Consider the following 18603-nt stretch of genomic DNA (forward strand, 5'->3'; position numbering starts at 1 on the left):
CCCAGGGCATCCGCCCCAGGGACGTCGGAGCATTCCCGGCGAAAGCCCTTTTCGCCCTGGTCGGAGGCGGAGACCGGAGAGGCGTGCGGCATGATCGAGGCCGGCCGGCCCCCTGGAGGTCCCGCGTGGCATGGTCCGAGCGTCCGGTGGTGCGCGACGGCGTGCGGCTGTCCTGCCGCGACCGGGGCGGGTCCGTCCGCCCGATCGTCCTCCTGCATGGCCTCGCCGGCCACACGGGCGAACGGGACACGACGGCCCGGCTGCTCCGGCCCCGCCACCGGGTCGTCGCCGCCGACCAGCGCGGCCACATCCTGCACCCTTCGACGCCGCGCACGCTCGCTGCCGGGCGCTGGTCGGCAGCGAGCAGCTGGCCGCGTTCCTGGCCGGCTACGAGGTGCCCGAGCGCCAGGCCGCCGCTTGGCGACCTCTCCGGCCTGTGACCGGCCGGGTCAGTACAGGGGACGGGGCAGCCCCGGTGGTGGTATCCGGACCCGCCCGGGAAGCGGCCGACGCCCGCACATCGGCGCAGCCGGGCCGGACAGCCCCCGGCCAGGACACCGGTCAGGACGTCGCCGCCCGCAGGCGGGCGGCAAGGCGGGCAGCGGCGGCGGTGAGGACGGAGCCCGCCACGGTGAAGGGCACGGTGGTCAGGGCGAGTCCGACGCCGAGCCGGGCCGCCGCGCCGGTGGTGCAGGTGAACTGCTCCGGGGTGCGGTCGGCCGGGCGGGGGAAGACGCCGGTGACGTGATGCCCGAAGCGGGCGATGTCCGCCAGCACGACCCGCAGCAGCCCGCGTGCCGCCCAGGCCAGGTCCGACACGGCGAGCCCGGCGAGGTCCGACGCGGCGGGGCCGATCGCGTCCATAGCGAGAGTTCCCCTCATCCAGCGGTGCGGAGGGCACAGGGGACATGACCGAACAGGACAGGAGCCGACGGCACGCCCCGGGGCATGCAAGGGGGCGGGCGGGAGAACTCACTGGAGGGGCGGTGCGGGACGCGGCAGGATGCGGCTGTGCACCGTGATCTGGAGGATCCCGAGCTGTCGGCCCTGCGTCGCCGCTTCGTCACGCCCGAGCGGCGCTACCTGCGGCTGGGCGGCAGTCTGCTGCGGCTGGGCGGACCCGAGCGCGCTGTGTTCGCGCGGGAGATGGGGTGTGCCGCCGCCGAGATCACCCCTCGGGAGGTGGAGATCCTGCTGGACGCCGGGTGGCGGGAGCGCAAGGTCGCGGCGTGGTTGATCGCCGTCACCCGCCGTGCGGCCTTCCGCGAGCGCCTGGGCGCGCTGCTGCTGGCCAGTGAGGCCCCGTACGCGGGAGCCGGCTACTGCGTGGCACTGGCCCGGCTGGGCACCGCCGCCGACGCCGGCCTGCTCACCGCCTACCTCGAGCGGTACCTGCCCCGGACCGACCTGCCCTACGACCAGGGACTGGTCCTGGGCACGCTGCTGCACCTGGACACCGAGCAGGGCACCGCATGGGCCGCGCGGTTCCTGGCCCCGGGAGGACCGTGGCAGCGGTGGCAGGCCGCCGCGCTGCCCGGCCGCACGGTGCAGGACCCCGACCGCTACCGGCAGGTCGTCGCCGACTGGTGCGCCTTCGCCGCGCAATGCCACCAGGCCACCGGCCACCCCTGACTCCCAGGCCCCTGCCCCCGGGACGGAGACGACCGGGCACAGCAGGCCCGAAACGGACCGGCCCCGCCAGCGCAGAGTCCGACCGGCCCGGCATGACAGGGTTCCGCCGTGGACGGCCAGGCGGCCGTCGGGCCAGGCACGGGACCCGAGGCCCCCCGGGGGCGGGCCGAGTCAGGCGGCGACCGGGGACGGACGCGGCCGAGCGGGCAGGCGGGCGGGCTGCCCGCAACGCTACGGCCCGGTCCTGCCGCCCCAACCTCGCCCCAGCCCGGGGCCGGGCCGCGCCCCCTGTGCGAGGGCACCGCAGTGAGCGCCCACCGGCCGGGACGCGGGCGGGCGGGGGCCGGGCGCAGCCTGGCGGGTGCGGGCCGGGGGGGACGTGGCAAGGAGAGCCGCTGCCCGGTGAGGAGGTAGGAGAGCTTGCCTCCTGCGCGGACGGCGATCGTGCGTCCGCCGTGGGTGTAGTAGCGGATGGTGGACTTGGTGCCGTCGGCTTTGAGGAGGACCTCGGTGTCGCCGGGGAGGTAGAAGGTGGCGCCGGTGGAGTCGCGGCGGATCAGGCGGTTGTCGTCGGCGTCGTAGACGTACTGCTCGTCTTGGTGCCCTCAGTGATCCCAGCCGTGCAAGGAGGCCTTGGCAGCGGCGTAGGATCCGGCCGAGTGCGGGCCGCTGCCGCCACGCTGGGCGGCCGACGAACTGATCACGATCAGGCGCCCGCCGGGGCAGCGCAGCCGCCCTTCCAGGGCGGTGGTGAGCAGGACCGCGGTCAGCAGGTTGGTCTCCAGATCGCGGTACCAGCCGGCCGCCAGCGTTTCCAGGGAGTCGCCGGCCGGCGCGGTGGCGGTCGAAGCGCCGGGGAGGCCTGGGGCGTCCGGTCGTCGTGCCGAGGCGGCCCGCGTCACAAGACGGTGTGGGCGATTCGGTGGGCGGTGAGATGGGCGGTGAGCTGGGGGGTCTCTTCGCTGCGGACGCCGATGGCGAGGAGTCTGCGGGCCCTGGTGGCAGCGACGTACCACACGCGGAGGGTTTCGTCCTGGGCCGGATCGGCATCGATCCAGCGCCGGACACTGCCTTCTTTCGGCAGCAGGAAGAAGACGGCGTCAGCCTCTTCGCCCTTGACCTGATGGATGACGGCGAAGCGGACCTGCCGGCTGGTCGCAGAAAGTGCGCGCTGGCGCGGGATGGTGGGCTTGCTCCCGAGGCGTCCCTTGCCGCGTGCGGGCCGGGCGCCGGGCGGGGACGGCCACGACTTGGTTGCCTGCCATAGGTCGGTCGCCCAGTCGGGGTGGGGAGGCGGCAGGGTGTGGAGGAAGGCGTGCGCGGTGCGGTGGAGGTGTTCGACGCCGAGGCCCTGGTTCGCGCAGATGTGTTCGATGCTGCCGGACGCATCGGGGAACCAGTAGTTCAGCAGCGTTCGTGATGCCAGGGCGGTCGCGTCGGCGATCTCGGTGGGCATGGCGTGGGGGGACCGGACGATCGCGTGGGCCTGCGCCAGGGCGGTGATGGAGTTGGCGTGGGAGTCGTCGCGGTGCAGGGGCAGGTGGGTGTGCTGGTAGGTGGTGACAAGGCTGTCCTTGGGGGCGATGGCGCAGGTGGCGGCGTGCTCGAGGAAGACGTCGACGGCCAGGCTTTTGCCGCTGTGGTGGCGGTGGTTGCCGCCGCTGGCGCTGAAGTCGGTGGGGATGACGGCGATGGGGATGTCGTCGCGTCGGACGACGGCGTCGTCCGGGGGGCGGTTGCCGGTCCGCAGGGTGGCGGCGAGTCGGCAGATCGTCGGGGTGCTACGCCGGTTGCCGGTCATGAGCAGCGGTTCGCGGGGGAGAGTGGCGGCGAAGCGTTCCAGGGCGGTGGGGGCGGCGCCGCGCCAGGAGTAGATGGCCTGGTCGGGGTCGCCGACCAGGACAATGGGCATGCCGGATAGGTGCAGCCGCTGCAGGATGGTGAGGTCGGCAGCCGAGCAGTCCTGGGCCTCGTCGACGACGATTTCGGCGAAGCGGGAGCGCAGAGGTTGCAGGAAGCGTTCGGCGGCCCGGGGGGTGCGCAGGTGGTGGAGGGCGCGGAGCCTGGCTTCGTGTCCGGTGTAGTAGCCCTGGGTGTGCCAGGTGTCGCGTGCGGCACGGATCCGCTCTTCCCACCAGGGGCGCGCGTAGCTGCTTGTCTGCTGCAGCTGCGTGGTTCGTTTTTTGAGGTTGTCCCAGGCGACGCGCTCGGCGGGTCCGTGGGGGGTGATGGTGATGCTCAGGGAGAAGTGGCCCAGTTCGAGGGAGACGTCGACCTGCTCGATGGGGGCTTTGACCTTGTTCCAGGACTCCAGGAGGCGTGGGGTCGGCGTGGTGGGCAGACCGGGGCGGACGAGGAATTCCCACAGGAAGGAGTCCAGGGTGCCAATGAAGTGGGGGGCCCGGGTGAGGTCGGCGCGGCCGGCCAGCAGGCAGCGCCGGGCCATCTGGTCGCGGGCGGCCCGGGTGAAGGAGATCAGGGCTTTGCCGCCGCGCAGGGATTGCCGCGGGGAGGCCAGGTGTCGGCTGGTGATGACATGGGTCTTGCCGGCGCCGGGGCAGGCACGGATGTAGACAGGGCCGGGGGCGGCGATGGCCGCCCGTTGTTGCTCCTCGGCACGGCGGGCCAGGGCGTCGCGGTGGTTGTCGGGGGCATCGGGCCGCCCGAGGTCGATGGTCACGGCGCCGTGGCCTGCTGGGCGAGGTCCGACGCGGTGAGGAAGGCCAGGGCCCGCTGTAGGTAGCCGGGGATCTCGAAGGGGGTGTCCGGGTCCTCCAGCACGTCGGCCAGGTGCTGGGCGAAGACGGCTTTGGACAAGGGCGTGCCGGAGTCCTGCTCGCCGTCGTGACCGGGGGTGCGCTTGTCCCGCGGGATGAACAGTTCGCCGAAGTGTCGCGCGGGGTCCGGGGAGTCCAGTACGGCCCGCCAGCGGTGCTCCGACCGCGGGGCGCACCGTTGGAACGCCCGGTGGAGGGCCTGTTGATTGGTTTCGGACCACAGGGCCGGCTCCAGGGTCCTCGGGGCCGCCGCAAGGTGGAACCGATCGGAGGTGCGCCATCGCTCGGGGAGGGTCCGCAGGTCCTGCAGGCGCTTTGGCTCCGGCGCGCCAGGGTCGACGTCGGTGTCGGTGATCAGGACCACCTTGCGGCCCAGGCACACGCTGTCGACCGGGGCGAGCAGGACGCGCAGGTAAACCTCGAATCCGACGCCGTCGACCATGACCCGGGTGGCGCCGAAGAACCGTTCCAGCGCCTCGTCGAGGCCGGTGTGGTCGCCGTCCGGTGCGAGCATCCGCTTCGCGAGGGCCGGCAGGAGCAGCAGCTCGGAGATACCCTCGACCAGGACGGCGCGGGGGGAGAACAGCAGGGCGCTCTTGGTGGCATCGAGGTAGCGGTCGAGGTGACGGACCTGGTCCGCGGTCAGGTCCAGACGGGGCACGGGCAGGGGGCGTGCCTGCCAGCGGCCGGTGGGGGTGTCCGGGCAGCGGGTCATGACCACCAGGTCCTCCGCGCTGACGGCGGCGGCCAGGACCGGCGAGTGGGTGGTGACGACGATCTGCAGCTGCCCGGACGGCTCGAGGGGATCCGCGGGGGTGCGGGCGCGGGACTGCTCGGCCCGCCGCTGGAGGTAGCGCAGGAGCAGGGTCTGCAGTTGGGGGTGCAGGTGCGCTTCGGGTTCCTCGACCAGCAGCACGGTCAGGTCGGCTTCGGCGGCGGCGTCCAGCTCGGCCATGACGGTGGCGATGAACAGGGCGTTGGCGTAGCCGAGTCCGGAGGTGGCCAGGGGCCCGGCTGGGCCTCCGGCATCGCCGAGCAGCATCCGCAGGGACTTGGCGATGGAGGCGAAGGTGGGTTCGGCTACCGCCATCGCGCTTTCCTGGCGGTGGGCGCCGGCGGTGAGGTGGCCCAGCGGTTCGTTGATGCGCTGCCGCAGCCGGTGCACGTCCAGGTCCTCGGCCACCGATGTCAACTGTTTGCCGATCCGCTCGACGAAGGCGTCCGCCTGCTGGTCGCTTCCCAGCAGACCGCGCAGGATCACACGCAGCCGCTCCCCGCCGGCGGAGGCCAGTTCGCGTTCCGCATCGCGCAGCGCTGGCAGGTAGACGTGGCGGACGCCGGCGCGGCCGGCCGGCTCCCCGGCGGCGGGCTGCTCGCTGCCCTGGGTCCATGCCGTGGTTCCGCGCCGGCGTTTCTCCGGCGGAGGGGTGTAGGTGACCCCCCAGCGGGCGCGGCGCGGCGCGGTGTCGGAGGCGGGCGGCAGCAGCGCCTCCAGGTAGGCGCCGGTCTCCCTGGGACCGATGCCCTCGAGGACCAGGTGCAGCGACGGGCTGGCGGGCGCGGGGTGGTGCGGATCGAGATGGCCGCGGACGTCGGTCTCCTCGAACCAGCGCGAGCGGCGGCCGTCGACGGGGTCGGTGAGCAGCCGCAGCGCGTCGATCACGGTCGACTTGCCGGAGTTGTTCTCTCCGACGAGAACCGTCACCTTCTCCCGCAGAGGGATCGTGGCCTTCCGGCACGACCGGAACTCCTCGATGCCCACCTCGCCGATGTGCATACCCACCCCCCGGAAGACCCCCCCGGACGCCGACGCCGGGCATCCAGGCGGATCATGCTAGGGCTTGCGGCGGGGCCGCACCCAGGGTTTCGCTGGCTTCACCGGGCGCGGCCGCCCGCCGGGCGCGTCACAGGTGCACCTCGGCGATGGCGGCCGTGGAGCTTTCGCCGGACCGGTCCCGGCGCGCGCAGCGCCCACCGCAGGAGGGCGACGTGGTTGCGTTCCGGTCGGTCCGCCGGGCAGGACGCGGCATCCTCGAACACGTCGCGAAGGCCGAAGCCCCGGCGCCTCCGGAGGACAGGGGTCGGCGGCTCGCCGGTGTGGCCGCCTCCACCGCATACGGAGCATCCGGGGCGTTACAGGACCTCCACAGCAACCACATTGATCCCGCGCCCGGAGATCGTCGCCGGTAGGCTGAGGCCCTCCACGGCGAGGCAGACCGGGGCCGCGCCGGCACCACGACGAGGGGGTCGCTCCACCCAGGCGTCGCATAGCCGCAGCCACCGCAGCCGCTGGGCTGCTCACCGCCCTGGCCGTCGCCTCCCCGGACCAGGCCGCCGACTCCGTGCGCATCTCCAAGATCTGCTACAACTCGCCGGGTACCGACACCCGCTCCAATGCCAGCCTAAACACCGAGTGGATGCAGACCACCAACTCCGCCACCCAGGCCGTCAACCTCAAGGGCTGGGCCCTGTACACCCTCGGCGCCTACCCCCTGGACGCGGGCAGGACCGTGACCGTGCACACCGGTAAGGGCACCGACACCGCTTACCACCGCTACCAGGGCCGCTCCGCCTACGTGTGGAACAACGACAAGGACACTGCCGCCCTGCGCCGGGCTGGCGGAACCGTCCAGGACACCTGCCCCTACAAGTCCACCCGGTCAGCCTACAAAGTCTGCTGACCCCGACTCGGACGCATCAGGGGCGGGCCGGCCCGCGGTCCATGGACGACGACTGCAAGGAGATGGTGGGCGGTGCGCACGGGAAGGCCGCGCAAGGATCCGCGTGACCCGCTGGTTGTCATGCGGGAGGCAGGCCTGGAGCCGCTAGAGCCCTACCCGGGCACCGGCACCCCCTGGCGGTGCCGGCATATGGCGTGCGGCCGCGAGGTCGCGGTGCGCCACTCCTACGTCCGTCGCGGCGGTGGCCCGTGCCGGTACTGCGCCCCGAACGCACCGGTGGACCCCGAGGCCGCCGCCGACCTCATGCGGGAGGCCGGCCTGGAACCGCTGGGGCCCTACCCGGGCACGGACGCCCCATGGCGCTGCCGCTGCACGATGTGCGGCACCGAGGGCAGCCCCACCCACGGCTCGGTCAAGCGGGGACAGGGCGGCTGCCGGCCCTGCGGCCGCAAGAAGGCCGGCGCGGGCATCAGTCGGGCCTGGGAGCGTAGGAAGGCCGAGCCCCGGCGGGACCACGACGAGGCCGTCGCCTACCTCCGCACTGTCGACCTGGAACCGCTGGAACCCTACCCCGGGCCTGCGGCGCTGTGGCGGTGCCGGCACGGCGGGTGCGAGCGCGAGGTGACCATTCGCCTCGCGAACCTCAGGCGCGGGTTGCGGGCCTGTGGCTACTGCCGCCCCCACGGGGGCGCCAAGCGCCGGTATGCCCCCGAGGACGCGCTGGAGATCATGCGCACGGCCGGGTTGGAGCCCCTGGCGCCCTACTCGGGACGGATCAAGGATCCCTGGCCTAGCCGCTGCATCGCCCGCGGCCATCAGGTCGCCCCCGCCCTGGGCGGCATCCTGAACGGCCAGGGCGCCTGCCGCGCCTGCGCCAACGAGCGCGCCGGGGCGGCCCGCCGCGAAGACCCCCGGCGAGCCGCGGCCGACATGCGCGCGGCCGGCCTGGAGCCGCTGGAGCCCTACCCCGGTTCGGACATCCCCTGGCGGTGCCGGTGCGCGGCCTGCGGACGCGAGGTGCGCCCGCGCCTGGTGCGGGTGCGGCGCGGCGGCGGCTGCCGGTTCTGCGCCAGCCACGGCATCGACCTCACCGGCCCCACCGACCTCTACGTGATCACGCACGAGCGGTGGGGTGCGGTCAAGATCGGCATCGGCGCCTGTACCGGACCAAACAACCGCCTGGTCCAACACCGCCGCAACGGCTGGACACTCGTCCGCCGCCGCGCCTTCCCTATCGGCGCGGCCGCCCTGGACGTCGAGCAGGCCGTCCTGGACCGGCTGCGCGACGCCAAAGCGGCCCCCTTCCTCACCAGCGAGGTGATGCCGAACGGGTGGACGGAGACGGCGGACGCCTCCCGCGTCGGCGTGGAGGAACTGTGGCGGATGGTCGTGGAGGCGATCGTCGCCACGGGGGCGGACGGCGCCACGGTCGACGGCCCGCGACGCAGGCCATCCGCCCATGGCCTGATCGACCCGGACGCCGCCGCCGCGCAGATGCGCGCGGCCGGTCTGGAGCCGCTCGAGCCGTATCCGGGCAGAGCGAATCTGCCGTGGCGATGCCGCTGCCTGCGCTGCGGCGACGCGGGCACGCCGCGGCTGACGGGAATCCGCAGCGGGCGTGGCGGGTGTCGGCGCTGCGGGAACGCCGCGGTGGCAGCCGGGAAGATCGCCGCGAAGTCCCAGGAGGCGACCGAGGTCGTGCGGGCGGCCGGGTTCGAACCGCTGGAGCCCTACCCGGGCAGCGGCCGGCCGTGGCGGTGCCGCTGCCGGGCGTGCGGCAAGGAGTCGACACCCACCTACGGCAACGTGCGCGGTGGGACGGGGTGCCGGCACTGCCGCAACAAGGGCGGGCCGCGCGGCGGGTTCGATCCCGAGTCGGCCGCCGCCCAGATGCGCGCGGCTGGCCTGGAGCCCCTCGGGCCCTATCCGGGCAGCACCAATGCCCCATGGCCGTGCCGGTGCCTGGCCTGCGGCACGCCGAGCTCACCGCGCCTGTCGTCCGTCCGCACCGGATACGGCTGCCGGCACTGCGGCGTCCAACGCCGCGCCGCCGCCCGCCGCGGCAGGCTGCGGTCCGCGATTGCCGACGCGGACGAGGCGGCCCTGCCGCTGTTCTGACGCACGGGCGTTCCCGGGGCTCGCGGCAGGGTTTCCGCACGCCACGAGCCGGACCGGGAAAGGGGGGTATCGGGCGCCGGCCGGAGCGCTGATCAGCTGGCGGGCCGCGGCCCTCGTCCACCGCGTGACAGCGGCCGCGGCGGGCTCGCGCTTGAGAGACCGGCGCTGCCGCGTCGGCCGTCAGTCCACGTCGACACCGTGGGCGCGCGCCAGGCCGGCCAGTCCGTCGGCCCATCCCTGGCCGACGGCCCGCAGTTTCCAGGCGGGCCGACCGTCGACGGGCCGGCGGTAGAGCTCGGCGACGACCATGGCGCGGACGGCCGGGTCCGCGGGCGCCTCGAACCTCCAAGACGGGCCCTGCCCGGCCTGAACGGACAGGGTCGCGCGGGTGAGCGCGCCGCAGGTCAGGCCGGAGTCGACGTCCATGGTGACGCAGACGACGACGCGGTGGACGGCGTCGGGGAGTGCGGACAGGTGGATCAGGGCCTGCTCGGTGGTGTGCGGTCCGTCGGTGTGCTTGCCGAGCAGGCGGGCGGCGCCGTGGGCGGAGGTGGGCTGGTTGTAGAAGACGAAGTCCTCGTCGCGGGCCACCCGGCCGTCGCTGCCCGTCAGCAGGAGTGACAGGTCCGCGTCGGCGCCGGTGAAGCGGAAGGTGAGGTGCAGGCCTTGCCGGGCTTCGTCGGGCAGGTCGACACTCTGGCCGGGGGCGAGCCGCACCTGGCCGTCTGCCGCGGGGGCGGGCGCGCCGCAGCCGCTCGGGGCGCTGGGCGGGCTGCCCGCGGCGACGGCCTGCTTCCAGGCGGCGAAGGGCGCGAGCCGGTAGGGGTCATGGGGCGGGTGCGGCGTCGCGGTGGGGTCGGGGCCGGCGAGGGAGGTGTCGAGGCCGGCGAGCGGGACTTGCCCAGGTTCGGCGTCGTCCTGGGCGTGGTCGAGCAGGTCCTGCAGGCCCGGTGTGCGGGTGGTGTCCAGAGGCTTGATGGTGCTGGACAGGTTCCCGGACGCGGTGGTGGTGACGGAGCAGGCGACGTCCTGGCCGATGTCGAGGAACCGCAGGGCGTCCTCGGGGGTGCGCCAGGAGGTGGTCTCCACCGCGTGGCGGGTCCAGCGACCGTAGGCGACGAAGCCGAGGCGCTGGGTGTCGGGCAGGCGGGTCAGGACGGCCAGGTCGATCGCGGTGATGCCGGGCGCGGTGGCGAAGCCCTCCTTGAGGGTGGCGATGACGTGGGACCCCATGCAGGTCAGCCACCACAGCGTGCGGTCGCGTTTGGTCAGGGTCTTCAGCGTGGGGCGTCCGGCCGGGGTCAGGCCGGGGGCCTGGGTGGGCAGCGTGTCCAGGTCGGGCTGGCGCAGCACCACCGACAGCACGGTGCCGTCGACGCCGACGGCGCAGCCCGCGGCGGGGTTGTCGGCGAAGGCGGTGTTCACGGCCTCGCACACGGTGGCCTCGTCGTTGCCGGTCAGGGAGGTCCACCAGCGCGCGGCCTGGTCGGCCAGGTGGCCGTGAACCGCGCGCAGGCGCGCGGTCTCGGCGGCGAGGTAGCCGGGAGCGTCGCGTTCGGCCGCCTCCCGGGCCGCGGCGCGCTGGCCGCGGGCGAGGCGACCGATGCCCTGCAGGTGGAACGCCCGGGCCTCCGCGAGCGACCAGGGCAGGGTCAGTGGGGGCGGCGGCGGGACCTGCGGCGGACGGGCCGGGGGGAACACCTGCAGGTGGACGGTGGTGGTCTGCCGGCGCAGCTCGTGCAGGTCCCGGATCGCGGCCTGGCGCGCGGCCTCCTGCTGAACGCGTTCGGCCTGTCGGCGGGCCCGCTCCAACTGCGCCGCCGAGGGAGCCACCGCACGGGTGGTGCGGCGGCTGGTGGTGCGCCGGCGGCCGCCGCCCAGCGAGCTCGAGGCGAAGAACGGGCCCAGACCGCTGGAGACCCGCGCTCCCCCGCTGCCCACGCTCACCCGTGCGATCCGCGGCCCCACCGAGGTTCGCACTCCGCGCGTGGACACGCGCACGCTCATCCCCGGAATCCCCACCCGGAAACCGAAACCCATCACGCCCCACCTCCATTCGTGATTCTTTCACCGGCGACAGCGCCGCAAGAGCCGCTTCGCAGCACAAGCCCAGGGGAGGATGCGAACTCCGACGCGGAGCGCGGAGCCACACGACTGACCGAGCACGTCATTGTCATCAGACCTCGCTGCCAGGCAGCGCTGTCGTCCGGGGTCGCCGCAGTGAACTCCATCGGCTCCGGCAGCGGCCTGTCGAGGTGGTCGCCATCGAACGCCTCCTTCACGGTGACCTGGCGGGGCGCCACCTGCCCGGGTGAAAGAGCCGGGCGGCTTCGGGGCGTCCCAGCGTGTCGTCAACCCCGGTCGCTCTGGCCGAGCACGCCCGGCCGCGGCAGGTGCCTGACCAGCCGGCTGGCGCTGGTGCCGCCCAGGGACCGGCACCAGCCGTGTCAATGCCGGTGTAGATCCGCGCACCAATGGCCACGGACAGCACCAGGCCGGCACGGCAGTCGGCCGGACCCGTGCCGATGCCGTTGTCACGCCCACCGCGGGCGTGGTCGACCACGCGCACCCGCGGATTTGTCATCGGTGCCGCTCCCCCGGTCGCCGTTGTGCTGCGGGCCGAGGATGCGAAGGGCCGAGCAGTGTCGTGCCGACGACGGGCGGTGCGCGCATCCGGGGTCTCAGCGACCCAGTACGGCACCGCCGTTGAGGCCGATGATCTGGCCGGTGAGGTAGCCGGCGGCGGGTGAGGCGAGGTAGCCGACGGCGGCGGCGACGTCGGTGGGGGTGCCGGCCCGGCCGACCAGGGTGTCGGCCACCTTGACCGCGTGGAACTCGGGTGTCCACTGCTCGCCGAAGATCTCGGTGTCGGCGATGTAGCCGGGGGCCAGCACGTTGACCGTGATGCCCTCGGTCCCCCACTGGCGGGCCAGGCCCAGGGCCCAGCCGTGCATGGCGGCCTTGGCGGCGGCGTAGGAGCCGGCCGAGTACGGGCCACTGCCGCCGCGTTGGGCGGCCGACGAGCTGATCATGATCAGGCGCCCGCCGGGGCGGCGCAGCTGCTCCCCCAGGGCGGTGGTGAGCAGGACCGCGGTCAGCAGGTTGGTCTCCAGGTCGCGGCGCCAGCCGGCCGCCAGCGCCTCCAGGGAGTCGTCGGCCGGCGCGGTGGTCACGGCGCCGGCATTGTTGACCAGCACGTCCACCGGGCCATGCTCGGCGATCCGGGCGGCGGCCGCGGTCACCTGGGCGGGGTCAGTCAGGTCGGCCGCCACCGGCAGTATGCGGACCGGGTCGATCTCCCGGGCCGCGGCGGCAAGGACTTCGGCGCGGCGTCCGATGATGGCCACCCGGTGCCCGCAGCCGGCGAGTTCCCGGGCGATCGCTTTGCCGATGCCCGTGCCGCCGCCCGACACCACCGCAAGCCGCTCCGGCACGCCGCCCCCTTGGTCAACCGTCGGTCGTGGCCAGCCTAGTGCGGCGGCCGGGCGGCTTCACCCGGTTGCACCCTCGCTCCCGCTCCGCCGGGTACCCGGGCCTACGGCCCGGCGCCAGCGGGGTCTGTACAGCCAGCGGCTCTGTCCCGTAATCGGCTCTGGCTCACTTTCGGTGGTAACGCATAGTGATGGCCGCTACCCCACTGGTCGGCGCCCTTCCATCGCCGGTGACGGCGACGAAAGGAAACGCCTCACGCCGTGCCACCCGTCAAGCGAGCCGCACCCTGCACGCCCTTCACCTGCTGCGATCACGTATCGCAAGAAAAGTTGCTATGCGTTACCACCGAAAGTGAGCCAGAGCCTGTTCAGGCGGTTCCGGACGTGACAGGGCCGAGGCCGGGAGGCAGGTGGTGCAGAGCCGCCGCCACGGCCTCCTCCGCCGTCGTCGTCTCGGCGAGGGTTCTGCCTGCGATGCGGGCGCTGACGGTGTACCGGCCCTCCCGGCGGGCGGCGTCCAGGCAGATCGGAACGACGGTCAGGCGGGGGCGGGTGGTCGTGGAGAACCGCAGCGTCCAGTGGCTGGTGAAGGGGTAGAGCATCCGCAGCGCCGGTTCGGCGTACGCAGCTTCGACGAGCGCGCGGTGTTCGGGCCACTCCGTCTCGGTGGCCTCGGTGCGCAGGTGCTGCCACTCTGAGTCGGTCAGTCGCACCGGGTCGTGGTCGGGCACCTTGTAGCGGCCGGCCAGGTGCACGAACGGCGCGGCTCGGCGGATACCGGCCAGTCCCGTCCCGTCGTGCCAGGCCTGCGCGGTCTGGATGATCTGGGCGAGGTCCTGTGTGTCGCCTTCGACGAGGGCCAGGTCTTGGAGGGACTCGCACCCGCGGATCGACCAGCGTCGCTCGACCGCCCAGGCGGTGATCGCCAGGGGCTTCCGGTGCCGAACCGTGCTGGTGACGACGGCGTAGCGCAGCGGGTCGGACTCCGAGACCGTGAACGGAACAAAAAAGCCGCCCTGGGCCGCGATGGTTTGGAATGCCGCGCCGAGGCTGCCTTGAGCTGCGATGTCGGGGTACAGAGCGGCGGGGTCAGGGGAGGTGGCCATGGACCGCGATTATGCTGTAGCCGCCGTGCCGGGGCATCGCTTCGGATCAGTCCGCCGCGGGGCTTCGCCGGCTGCGGAGGTCCGGCGAGGTGAGCTCCAGCGCCGGTAGCCGTACGGCTCGAAGGGCGGGTTGACCTGGCAGTTCCGGGCACGGAGCTCTCCGCGGTGCGGACCGACGACGATGAGTCAGCCGGTCATCCCGCACCCGTGGTCGCTGATGTGGACCGCGCCCCGCCCGCGTTCCAGGTCTCAGACCTCGTCCCCGGCCGCACCGAAGGCCTGGCGGTAGTCGTCCAGGTAGTCCTCGTGCTCGTCGCGGGCATCGGGCCCGTATCCGGCGGCGCGGGGGGTCGCCCTCTACCCAGGCCCGGCCGCTTGGGGATCCGGCCGGGGTGGCGCCGCCGCTCCGTGCGGCCGCGAGAGGCCCGCGCGGTGGGGCACGGCAGTCGGCGTGGAGAACATCGCCGCTGCCCTTCGTCGGGATGCCTGCGGTCTCCGCCGTTCCCTTGAACTGCTCTGCCTCGCTCAGTCGCAGATCGGGTGCCAGGCGGCTGTGCCGAAGCCCGATAGGGGCAATGGGTGATGTGTGCGGGTGCTGCCGGAAGCGGGCGTTGTTCAGCGCCCGGGGCCGCGGTCGTCCGGAGGACGCGGCCGGTCGTCACGGCGTCGCTCCTCCTGTCGCTGTCGGCGTTGCGTTCCGCGCTGTGCGGCGGCTTCCTGCGGCGCGGGGCGGCCGGACCGCCAGGTGGACGCCGAGGCCTGCGGCTTGCTGCCGGCGACGGCCCGCCAGCCGTCCGCGGGCGGCGAAGCGGGCGGCTCCGAGCCTGCGGTGCGTGCCGCCGTGGTGGAGGGCGGAGCGGGCTCGTGCGCGGTGGAAGGCGGCATGCCGTCGGAGGTGGGGCTGACTGGCGCCAGGTCCTTCGCCAAGGCCTGCACCCCATGCAGCCGGATGCCGCCGGAGTCTCGCGCCGACACGGCGAGGGCCCCTTCCGTGCAGGCGCGTGCCGCGGCGAGGCGCAAGGCCGCTTCGAGGGAGTCTGAGGTCCTGGGGAGGCGGTCGGCGGTGCAGGCGTGGCCGAGGGCGGCGTGCCGGCACAGGTAGTCGGCGGGCAGCCGGACGCGGCCGCCGTGGCGGGTGTGCCGGGCGGTGGCCGATCCGTCGGCGTGCACCTTCTGCACCGTCCACAGGTCGCCGTCCTGGACGAAGTCCCTGCCGCCGAGCAGCACGGCGGTGCGGACGGTGCGGCGGGTGACGAGCAGGTCTCCGCCGTAGGCCTGCTGCCCGGCGGGCAGGGCGGCGGCGCGAGAGGTGTCCAGTCGTCCGCGGTCCAGGAACCAGGTCTGCGCGCGGCGGTTGAGGTCGACGGCGGCGGGTTCGTCGGCGGCGATGAGCAGCACGGTGTGCCCGGCAGCGGCGTGATGCTGCCAGAGAGCGAGTGCAGCAGCGGAGGACTGCGGGTGGAGACCGGCGGCACCGTGAGACGGGTACGGAGGCGTACAGGTGCCGCCCTCGGCCGACGAGTGGGCGGTCGTCCTGGCGGGGGTGGGCGGCATGTGTCGGCCGGTGTCCTCCGGGCCGGCCGCGGCGTCCGGCTCGAGGGGTTCCCGTCCGAGGAGCAGGCGCAGCGCGCTCCCGGCGGCCGGGGCGGCGAGCTGGGCGGGGGTTGCGAGCAGCCGTACGTGGGCGCCGGCCCGCCGGGCCTCCTCGACCAGTGCGGCCAGGCGGCGGCAGCCCGCCTCGCCGGGCCGGTCCACGACCACGACGTCGCCGGAGGCCGGGCGGTAGCGCACGCTGCGGGGTGCCCTGGCGGCGGTACCGGCCGGGCTCTGGTCGGCCGGATCCGGCCTGCGTGGTGGGTCTGCTCGGTCAGGTGTGGTCGCCTGCTTCAGGTTGTCCAGGGCGAACGGCTCGGCGCCGGTCCCGGCCGCGAGGATGCGTGCCGCGGCGACGGTGGGGCCCAGCACCACCGTGCGGCCGCCGGCGGTGCGGACGGCCTCGGCGAGCAGGCGCAGCGCGCCCTGCCGGGCCGGTCCGGACGGTTCGAGGGCGACCGCGAGGAGCCGCCCGCCGGTGGCGAGGGCCCGTGCCAGGCGCGCCGCCTCGGGGTCGGGCGGGCCGGTACGGGCGGTCAGCACCGCGTCGAGGGCTGCGGCGGCGACCGGCGGGCGTGCCGGGGTCCGGGCCGCGGCGATCAGGCGCTCCTCGGCGGCGAGTACGGCCGCCGAGGTGTACAGCTCACTGCCGCGCCGCCGGGCCGCGCGCCGGTCGGCAGCACCGGCCCGCGGCCCGGGAAGCGGTGCGGGGAGGGGCGGGGTGATGTCGGTGCAGAGCCGGACCAGGACGTGGTCGGTGAGCCGTTCGGCCAGTCCCGGGAACGCGCCGCGGCCGCCAGTGGCGGCGACGACCCGGCGGCGCGCCTCGGCCAGGACGTGGCCGCGCCGCCACACGGCGCGGTGGGCGCTGACGGTCTCCAGCACAGCCTCCGCCAACCGCCGCACGTCCGGCTCCGCCCACGGTGCGGGGGCGGCGGCGGCCCGGGCGCGCTCCAGCAAGGTGTCGATGCGGTCCGCGCCGAACGTCGCGACCCCCTCGCGGCGCCAGTCGGCGCGCAGCCCGGCGAGCGGGCGGGCGTGCTCCTTCGGCGGCCGGGTGTCCAGCGTGGCCTGCTGGAGCAGGACCAGGCGGGCCGTGCCGGAGGGCTCGCAGCCGTGCGCGGCGGCGTAGCGGTCGGCCAGCTCGCCGGCGCGGGCGCGGATGTCGGCCGAGCGCCGGGAGTGGGCGCGGATCAGGTCGGCGCCGATGCCGGCGACCTCCATCACCGGCCGCCTTCCTGCGGTGGCCTGGCGGGGTTCGGCCGCCACTCCCAGGCGCCGGGAGAGCTCCTCGAGGACGCGCTGGTTGTAGTGCTCGGAGGCCGGGACGTTCATCTGGAACAGCAGCGTGCCGTCGATGCTGCGCCAGACGCCGTCGCGTCCCTTGACCTTGTTGGCGACCACCACGTGGTCGTGCAGCATCGGGTCGCCGACGCGCGAGTCGTAGTGCCGGTAGCGGGCGGCGACCAGGCCGCCGACGACCTCCTCCTGGAGGGCCCCGCCCGCGCCGGTCCGGGTCATCAGGGCGTGCCGCTCGATCCATGCGAGGGTGTCGGCGACGGCGCGGTCGTGGGCCTGCTCCACCGTCCGGCAGGTGTCCTCGTCGCCGAGGGCCCACAGCACGCTGACGCTCTTCGGCGCGGCGAAGACGAGGTCGTACCCGGCGACCGCGAGCGGTCCGCGCACACCGCGGGCGGGGTCGGGTCGGTAGGCGGGGCCGTCGTCGTGCGGCCCGTCCGAGGAAGGAATGCCCGCCCGGTCGGGTGCAGTCGGGCGCTCCGCGGGCGGCGCGGAGGGCCGGTCGTCCGGCCGCGGCCCGGGTCCGCCGGCGGCAGCAGCGCTCCGGTGCGGGACGGCGCGGATGCGGTAGCGGTAGTAGCGGCGGCCCAGCCGGGCGGCGCGCACGGCCTGCTCCGGGCGGTCGCCGGCGGCGAGGCGCTCGGCGACGATCCGGTCGGCGTCCGGGTGCAGCCCCTCGCCGTACAGGGCGCGCATCTGGGCCTCGGTGACGGTGCCGGACACCCCCAGCTCGGCGGTCCCGGAGCCGGTCCACACCCCCGGCGGACCGCCGCCCGGGGTGCAGTGCTCCTCGAGGGTGCGCGCGGCCGCGCGGCGCACGTCGGCGGTCGCGGTCTCCCGCAGGTAGTACAGGTAGCCGTCCCCCGCGCTGAGCTTGTGGACGGTCATCACACCGCGACGCTAACCCGCCGACCGGACGGAATGCATGAGGTGTGGTCGTATCGGGACCGAAGGGGTGATACGACCACACCTCACCTTCCTGCGGCCGTCCGGCGGCGGGAGCGCCTCGGCGCGGGACGGCCGGTGTCGGCGGTGCCTGCAACGATGCCCGGGTTCCACCACGACCGGGAGACGGACATGGGCACCTGGGACACCGGTCCCTTCGACAACGACACCGCGGCGGACGTCTGCGACGCGCTCGACAGGGCGGCCCCCGACGCGCGCGAGGACCTCCTGCGCGGCGCGCTGCTCCGCGCGGCCGGCACCGTCGGATGCCTCGACGCCGACACCCCCCAGGAGGCCGTGGCCGCGGCCGCACTGGTCGCCGCCCAGTGTCCCGGAGGCGAACCCGCCGGTCCCGGCTGCGGTCTCGAGGAGTCCCTGTCCGGCCTCACCGGCCTGCGCGGCCTCGCCGTCCGGGCCCTCGACCGCGTCATGACCGAGCCGTCCGAACTGCCGGAGCTCTGGGCACTGTCGGACGGCGCCCCCTGGCAGGTGGGCGTCCACCGGATCCGCCGCACCCTCGCCCACCGACTGCCGGCGGACCCGTCCCGCAGCCATGCGGTGCCGCCCGTTCTCCGTCTGGAAGGTCGACCATGATCTGGGACGTCCTTCTCCTCCGTCTGCCCGACGATGCCGCCTCGGTCCAGGACGTGCCGAAGGGATACGCCTCGCCGCCGCTGGGCCGGCTGCAGGACGTCCTGGCCATCGTGCGCCAGGTCCTCCCCGAGGCCGACCTGTCGGACCCCGCCTGGGGCGAACTCGTCGGGCCCACCTGGTCCCTGGGGCTCAATATCGGCTGGAGGGATCCCGTGGACTCGGTCATGCTCCACATCCGGGGCTCCGGCGATGACGTGCTCGTCCCCGTCTTCCGCCTGGCGGACGCCCTGGGCTGCCGGGTGCTGGACTTCGCCGAGGGAGACCTGATCACGCCGCGGCAGTCCTCGGGATGGCACGCGTTCCAGGAGTTCCGGGACCGCGTGACCGGCCCGGCCGACTGACTCCCGGCGAGGGAGAAGGAGAGGGA

14 protein-coding genes are annotated in these 18603 nt (G+C 74.4%); 6 read left to right on the plus strand and 8 right to left on the minus strand.

Annotated elements, in window-relative coordinates; translation table 11 throughout:
- Positions 1–125: 125 nt before the first annotated feature.
- On the plus strand, positions 126–440 hold the full coding sequence (locus ACFY07_RS21795; RefSeq protein WP_390870757.1) for an alpha/beta fold hydrolase: 315 nt from the start codon (positions 126–128) through the stop codon (positions 438–440).
- A 121-nt stretch (positions 441–561) separates the two neighbouring features.
- Here the strand turns inward: ACFY07_RS21795 and ACFY07_RS21800 are convergent, their stop codons facing one another.
- Complete coding sequence (locus tag ACFY07_RS21800; protein ID WP_390870759.1) at positions 562–864, minus strand: hypothetical protein; 303 nt, start codon at positions 862–864, stop codon at positions 562–564.
- A gap of 147 nt (positions 865–1011) precedes the next feature.
- Between ACFY07_RS21800 and ACFY07_RS21805 the strand changes: the two genes are divergently transcribed.
- On the plus strand, positions 1012–1632 hold the full coding sequence (locus tag ACFY07_RS21805) for a DUF6000 family protein (RefSeq protein ID WP_390870761.1): 621 nt from the start codon (positions 1012–1014) through the stop codon (positions 1630–1632).
- Positions 1633–2237: 605 nt separating this feature from the next.
- Here the strand turns inward: ACFY07_RS21805 and ACFY07_RS21810 are convergent.
- The 3 genes from ACFY07_RS21810 to ACFY07_RS21820 are packed head-to-tail and all read right to left on the minus strand — an operon-like array spanning position 2238 to position 6186.
- On the minus strand, positions 2238–2534 hold the full coding sequence (locus ACFY07_RS21810; protein ID WP_390870764.1) for an SDR family oxidoreductase: 297 nt from the start codon (positions 2532–2534) through the stop codon (positions 2238–2240).
- A complete protein-coding gene (locus tag ACFY07_RS21815) occupies positions 2531–4312 on the minus strand; it encodes a UvrD-helicase domain-containing protein (protein ID WP_390870766.1) in 1782 nt (593 codons plus the stop codon). The genes ACFY07_RS21810 and ACFY07_RS21815 overlap by 4 nt, the downstream gene beginning before the upstream one ends.
- A complete protein-coding gene (locus ACFY07_RS21820) occupies positions 4309–6186 on the minus strand; it encodes an ATP-dependent endonuclease (RefSeq protein ID WP_390870768.1) in 1878 nt (625 codons plus the stop codon). Before ACFY07_RS21820 ends, ACFY07_RS21815 begins: the two co-directional genes overlap by 4 nt.
- Before the next feature lie 529 nt (positions 6187–6715).
- On the opposite strand from ACFY07_RS21820, the gene ACFY07_RS21825 reads away from it, so the two are divergent.
- Positions 6716–7090, plus strand: coding sequence for a lamin tail domain-containing protein (locus ACFY07_RS21825; protein ID WP_390870892.1), 375 nt, complete (start codon positions 6716–6718; stop codon positions 7088–7090).
- A gap of 276 nt (positions 7091–7366) precedes the next feature.
- Complete coding sequence (locus tag ACFY07_RS21830) at positions 7367–9208, plus strand: hypothetical protein (RefSeq protein ID WP_390870770.1); 1842 nt, start codon at positions 7367–7369, stop codon at positions 9206–9208.
- A 180-nt stretch (positions 9209–9388) separates the two neighbouring features.
- Here the strand turns inward: ACFY07_RS21830 and ACFY07_RS21835 are convergent, their stop codons facing one another.
- The 4 genes from ACFY07_RS21835 to mobF all read right to left on the minus strand — a co-directional run bounded on the left by ACFY07_RS21835 (position 9389) and on the right by mobF (position 17525).
- Positions 9389–11155, minus strand: a complete 1767-nt coding sequence (locus ACFY07_RS21835) for a TerD family protein (protein ID WP_390870772.1) — start codon at positions 11153–11155, stop codon at positions 9389–9391.
- Positions 11156–11889: 734 nt separating this feature from the next.
- On the minus strand, positions 11890–12642 hold the full coding sequence (locus ACFY07_RS21840) for an SDR family NAD(P)-dependent oxidoreductase (protein WP_390870774.1): 753 nt from the start codon (positions 12640–12642) through the stop codon (positions 11890–11892).
- Positions 12643–13007: 365 nt separating this feature from the next.
- Complete coding sequence (locus ACFY07_RS21845) at positions 13008–13745, minus strand: DUF6193 family natural product biosynthesis protein (RefSeq protein WP_390870776.1); 738 nt, start codon at positions 13743–13745, stop codon at positions 13008–13010.
- Positions 13746–14360: 615 nt separating this feature from the next.
- Positions 14361–17525 (minus strand): MobF family relaxase, encoded by a 3165-nt coding sequence (gene mobF, locus ACFY07_RS21850; protein WP_390870778.1) that lies wholly within the window; start codon positions 17523–17525, stop codon positions 14361–14363.
- 189 nt (positions 17526–17714) lie between these two features.
- Between mobF and ACFY07_RS21855 the strand changes: the two genes are divergently transcribed.
- Together ACFY07_RS21855 and ACFY07_RS21860 are read left to right on the plus strand one after the other, a co-directional pair.
- On the plus strand, positions 17715–18176 hold the full coding sequence (locus tag ACFY07_RS21855; RefSeq protein WP_390870894.1) for a DUF4259 domain-containing protein: 462 nt from the start codon (positions 17715–17717) through the stop codon (positions 18174–18176).
- Positions 18173–18577: a hypothetical protein gene (locus ACFY07_RS21860; RefSeq protein ID WP_390870780.1), complete on the plus strand. Its 405-nt coding sequence runs from the start codon at positions 18173–18175 to the stop codon at positions 18575–18577. The genes ACFY07_RS21855 and ACFY07_RS21860 overlap by 4 nt, the downstream gene beginning before the upstream one ends.
- Positions 18578–18603: the final 26 nt, after the last annotated feature.

It is taken from the genome of Streptomyces sp. NPDC001380, assembly GCF_042895785.1.
Taxonomy (GTDB): domain Bacteria; phylum Actinomycetota; class Actinomycetes; order Streptomycetales; family Streptomycetaceae; genus Peterkaempfera.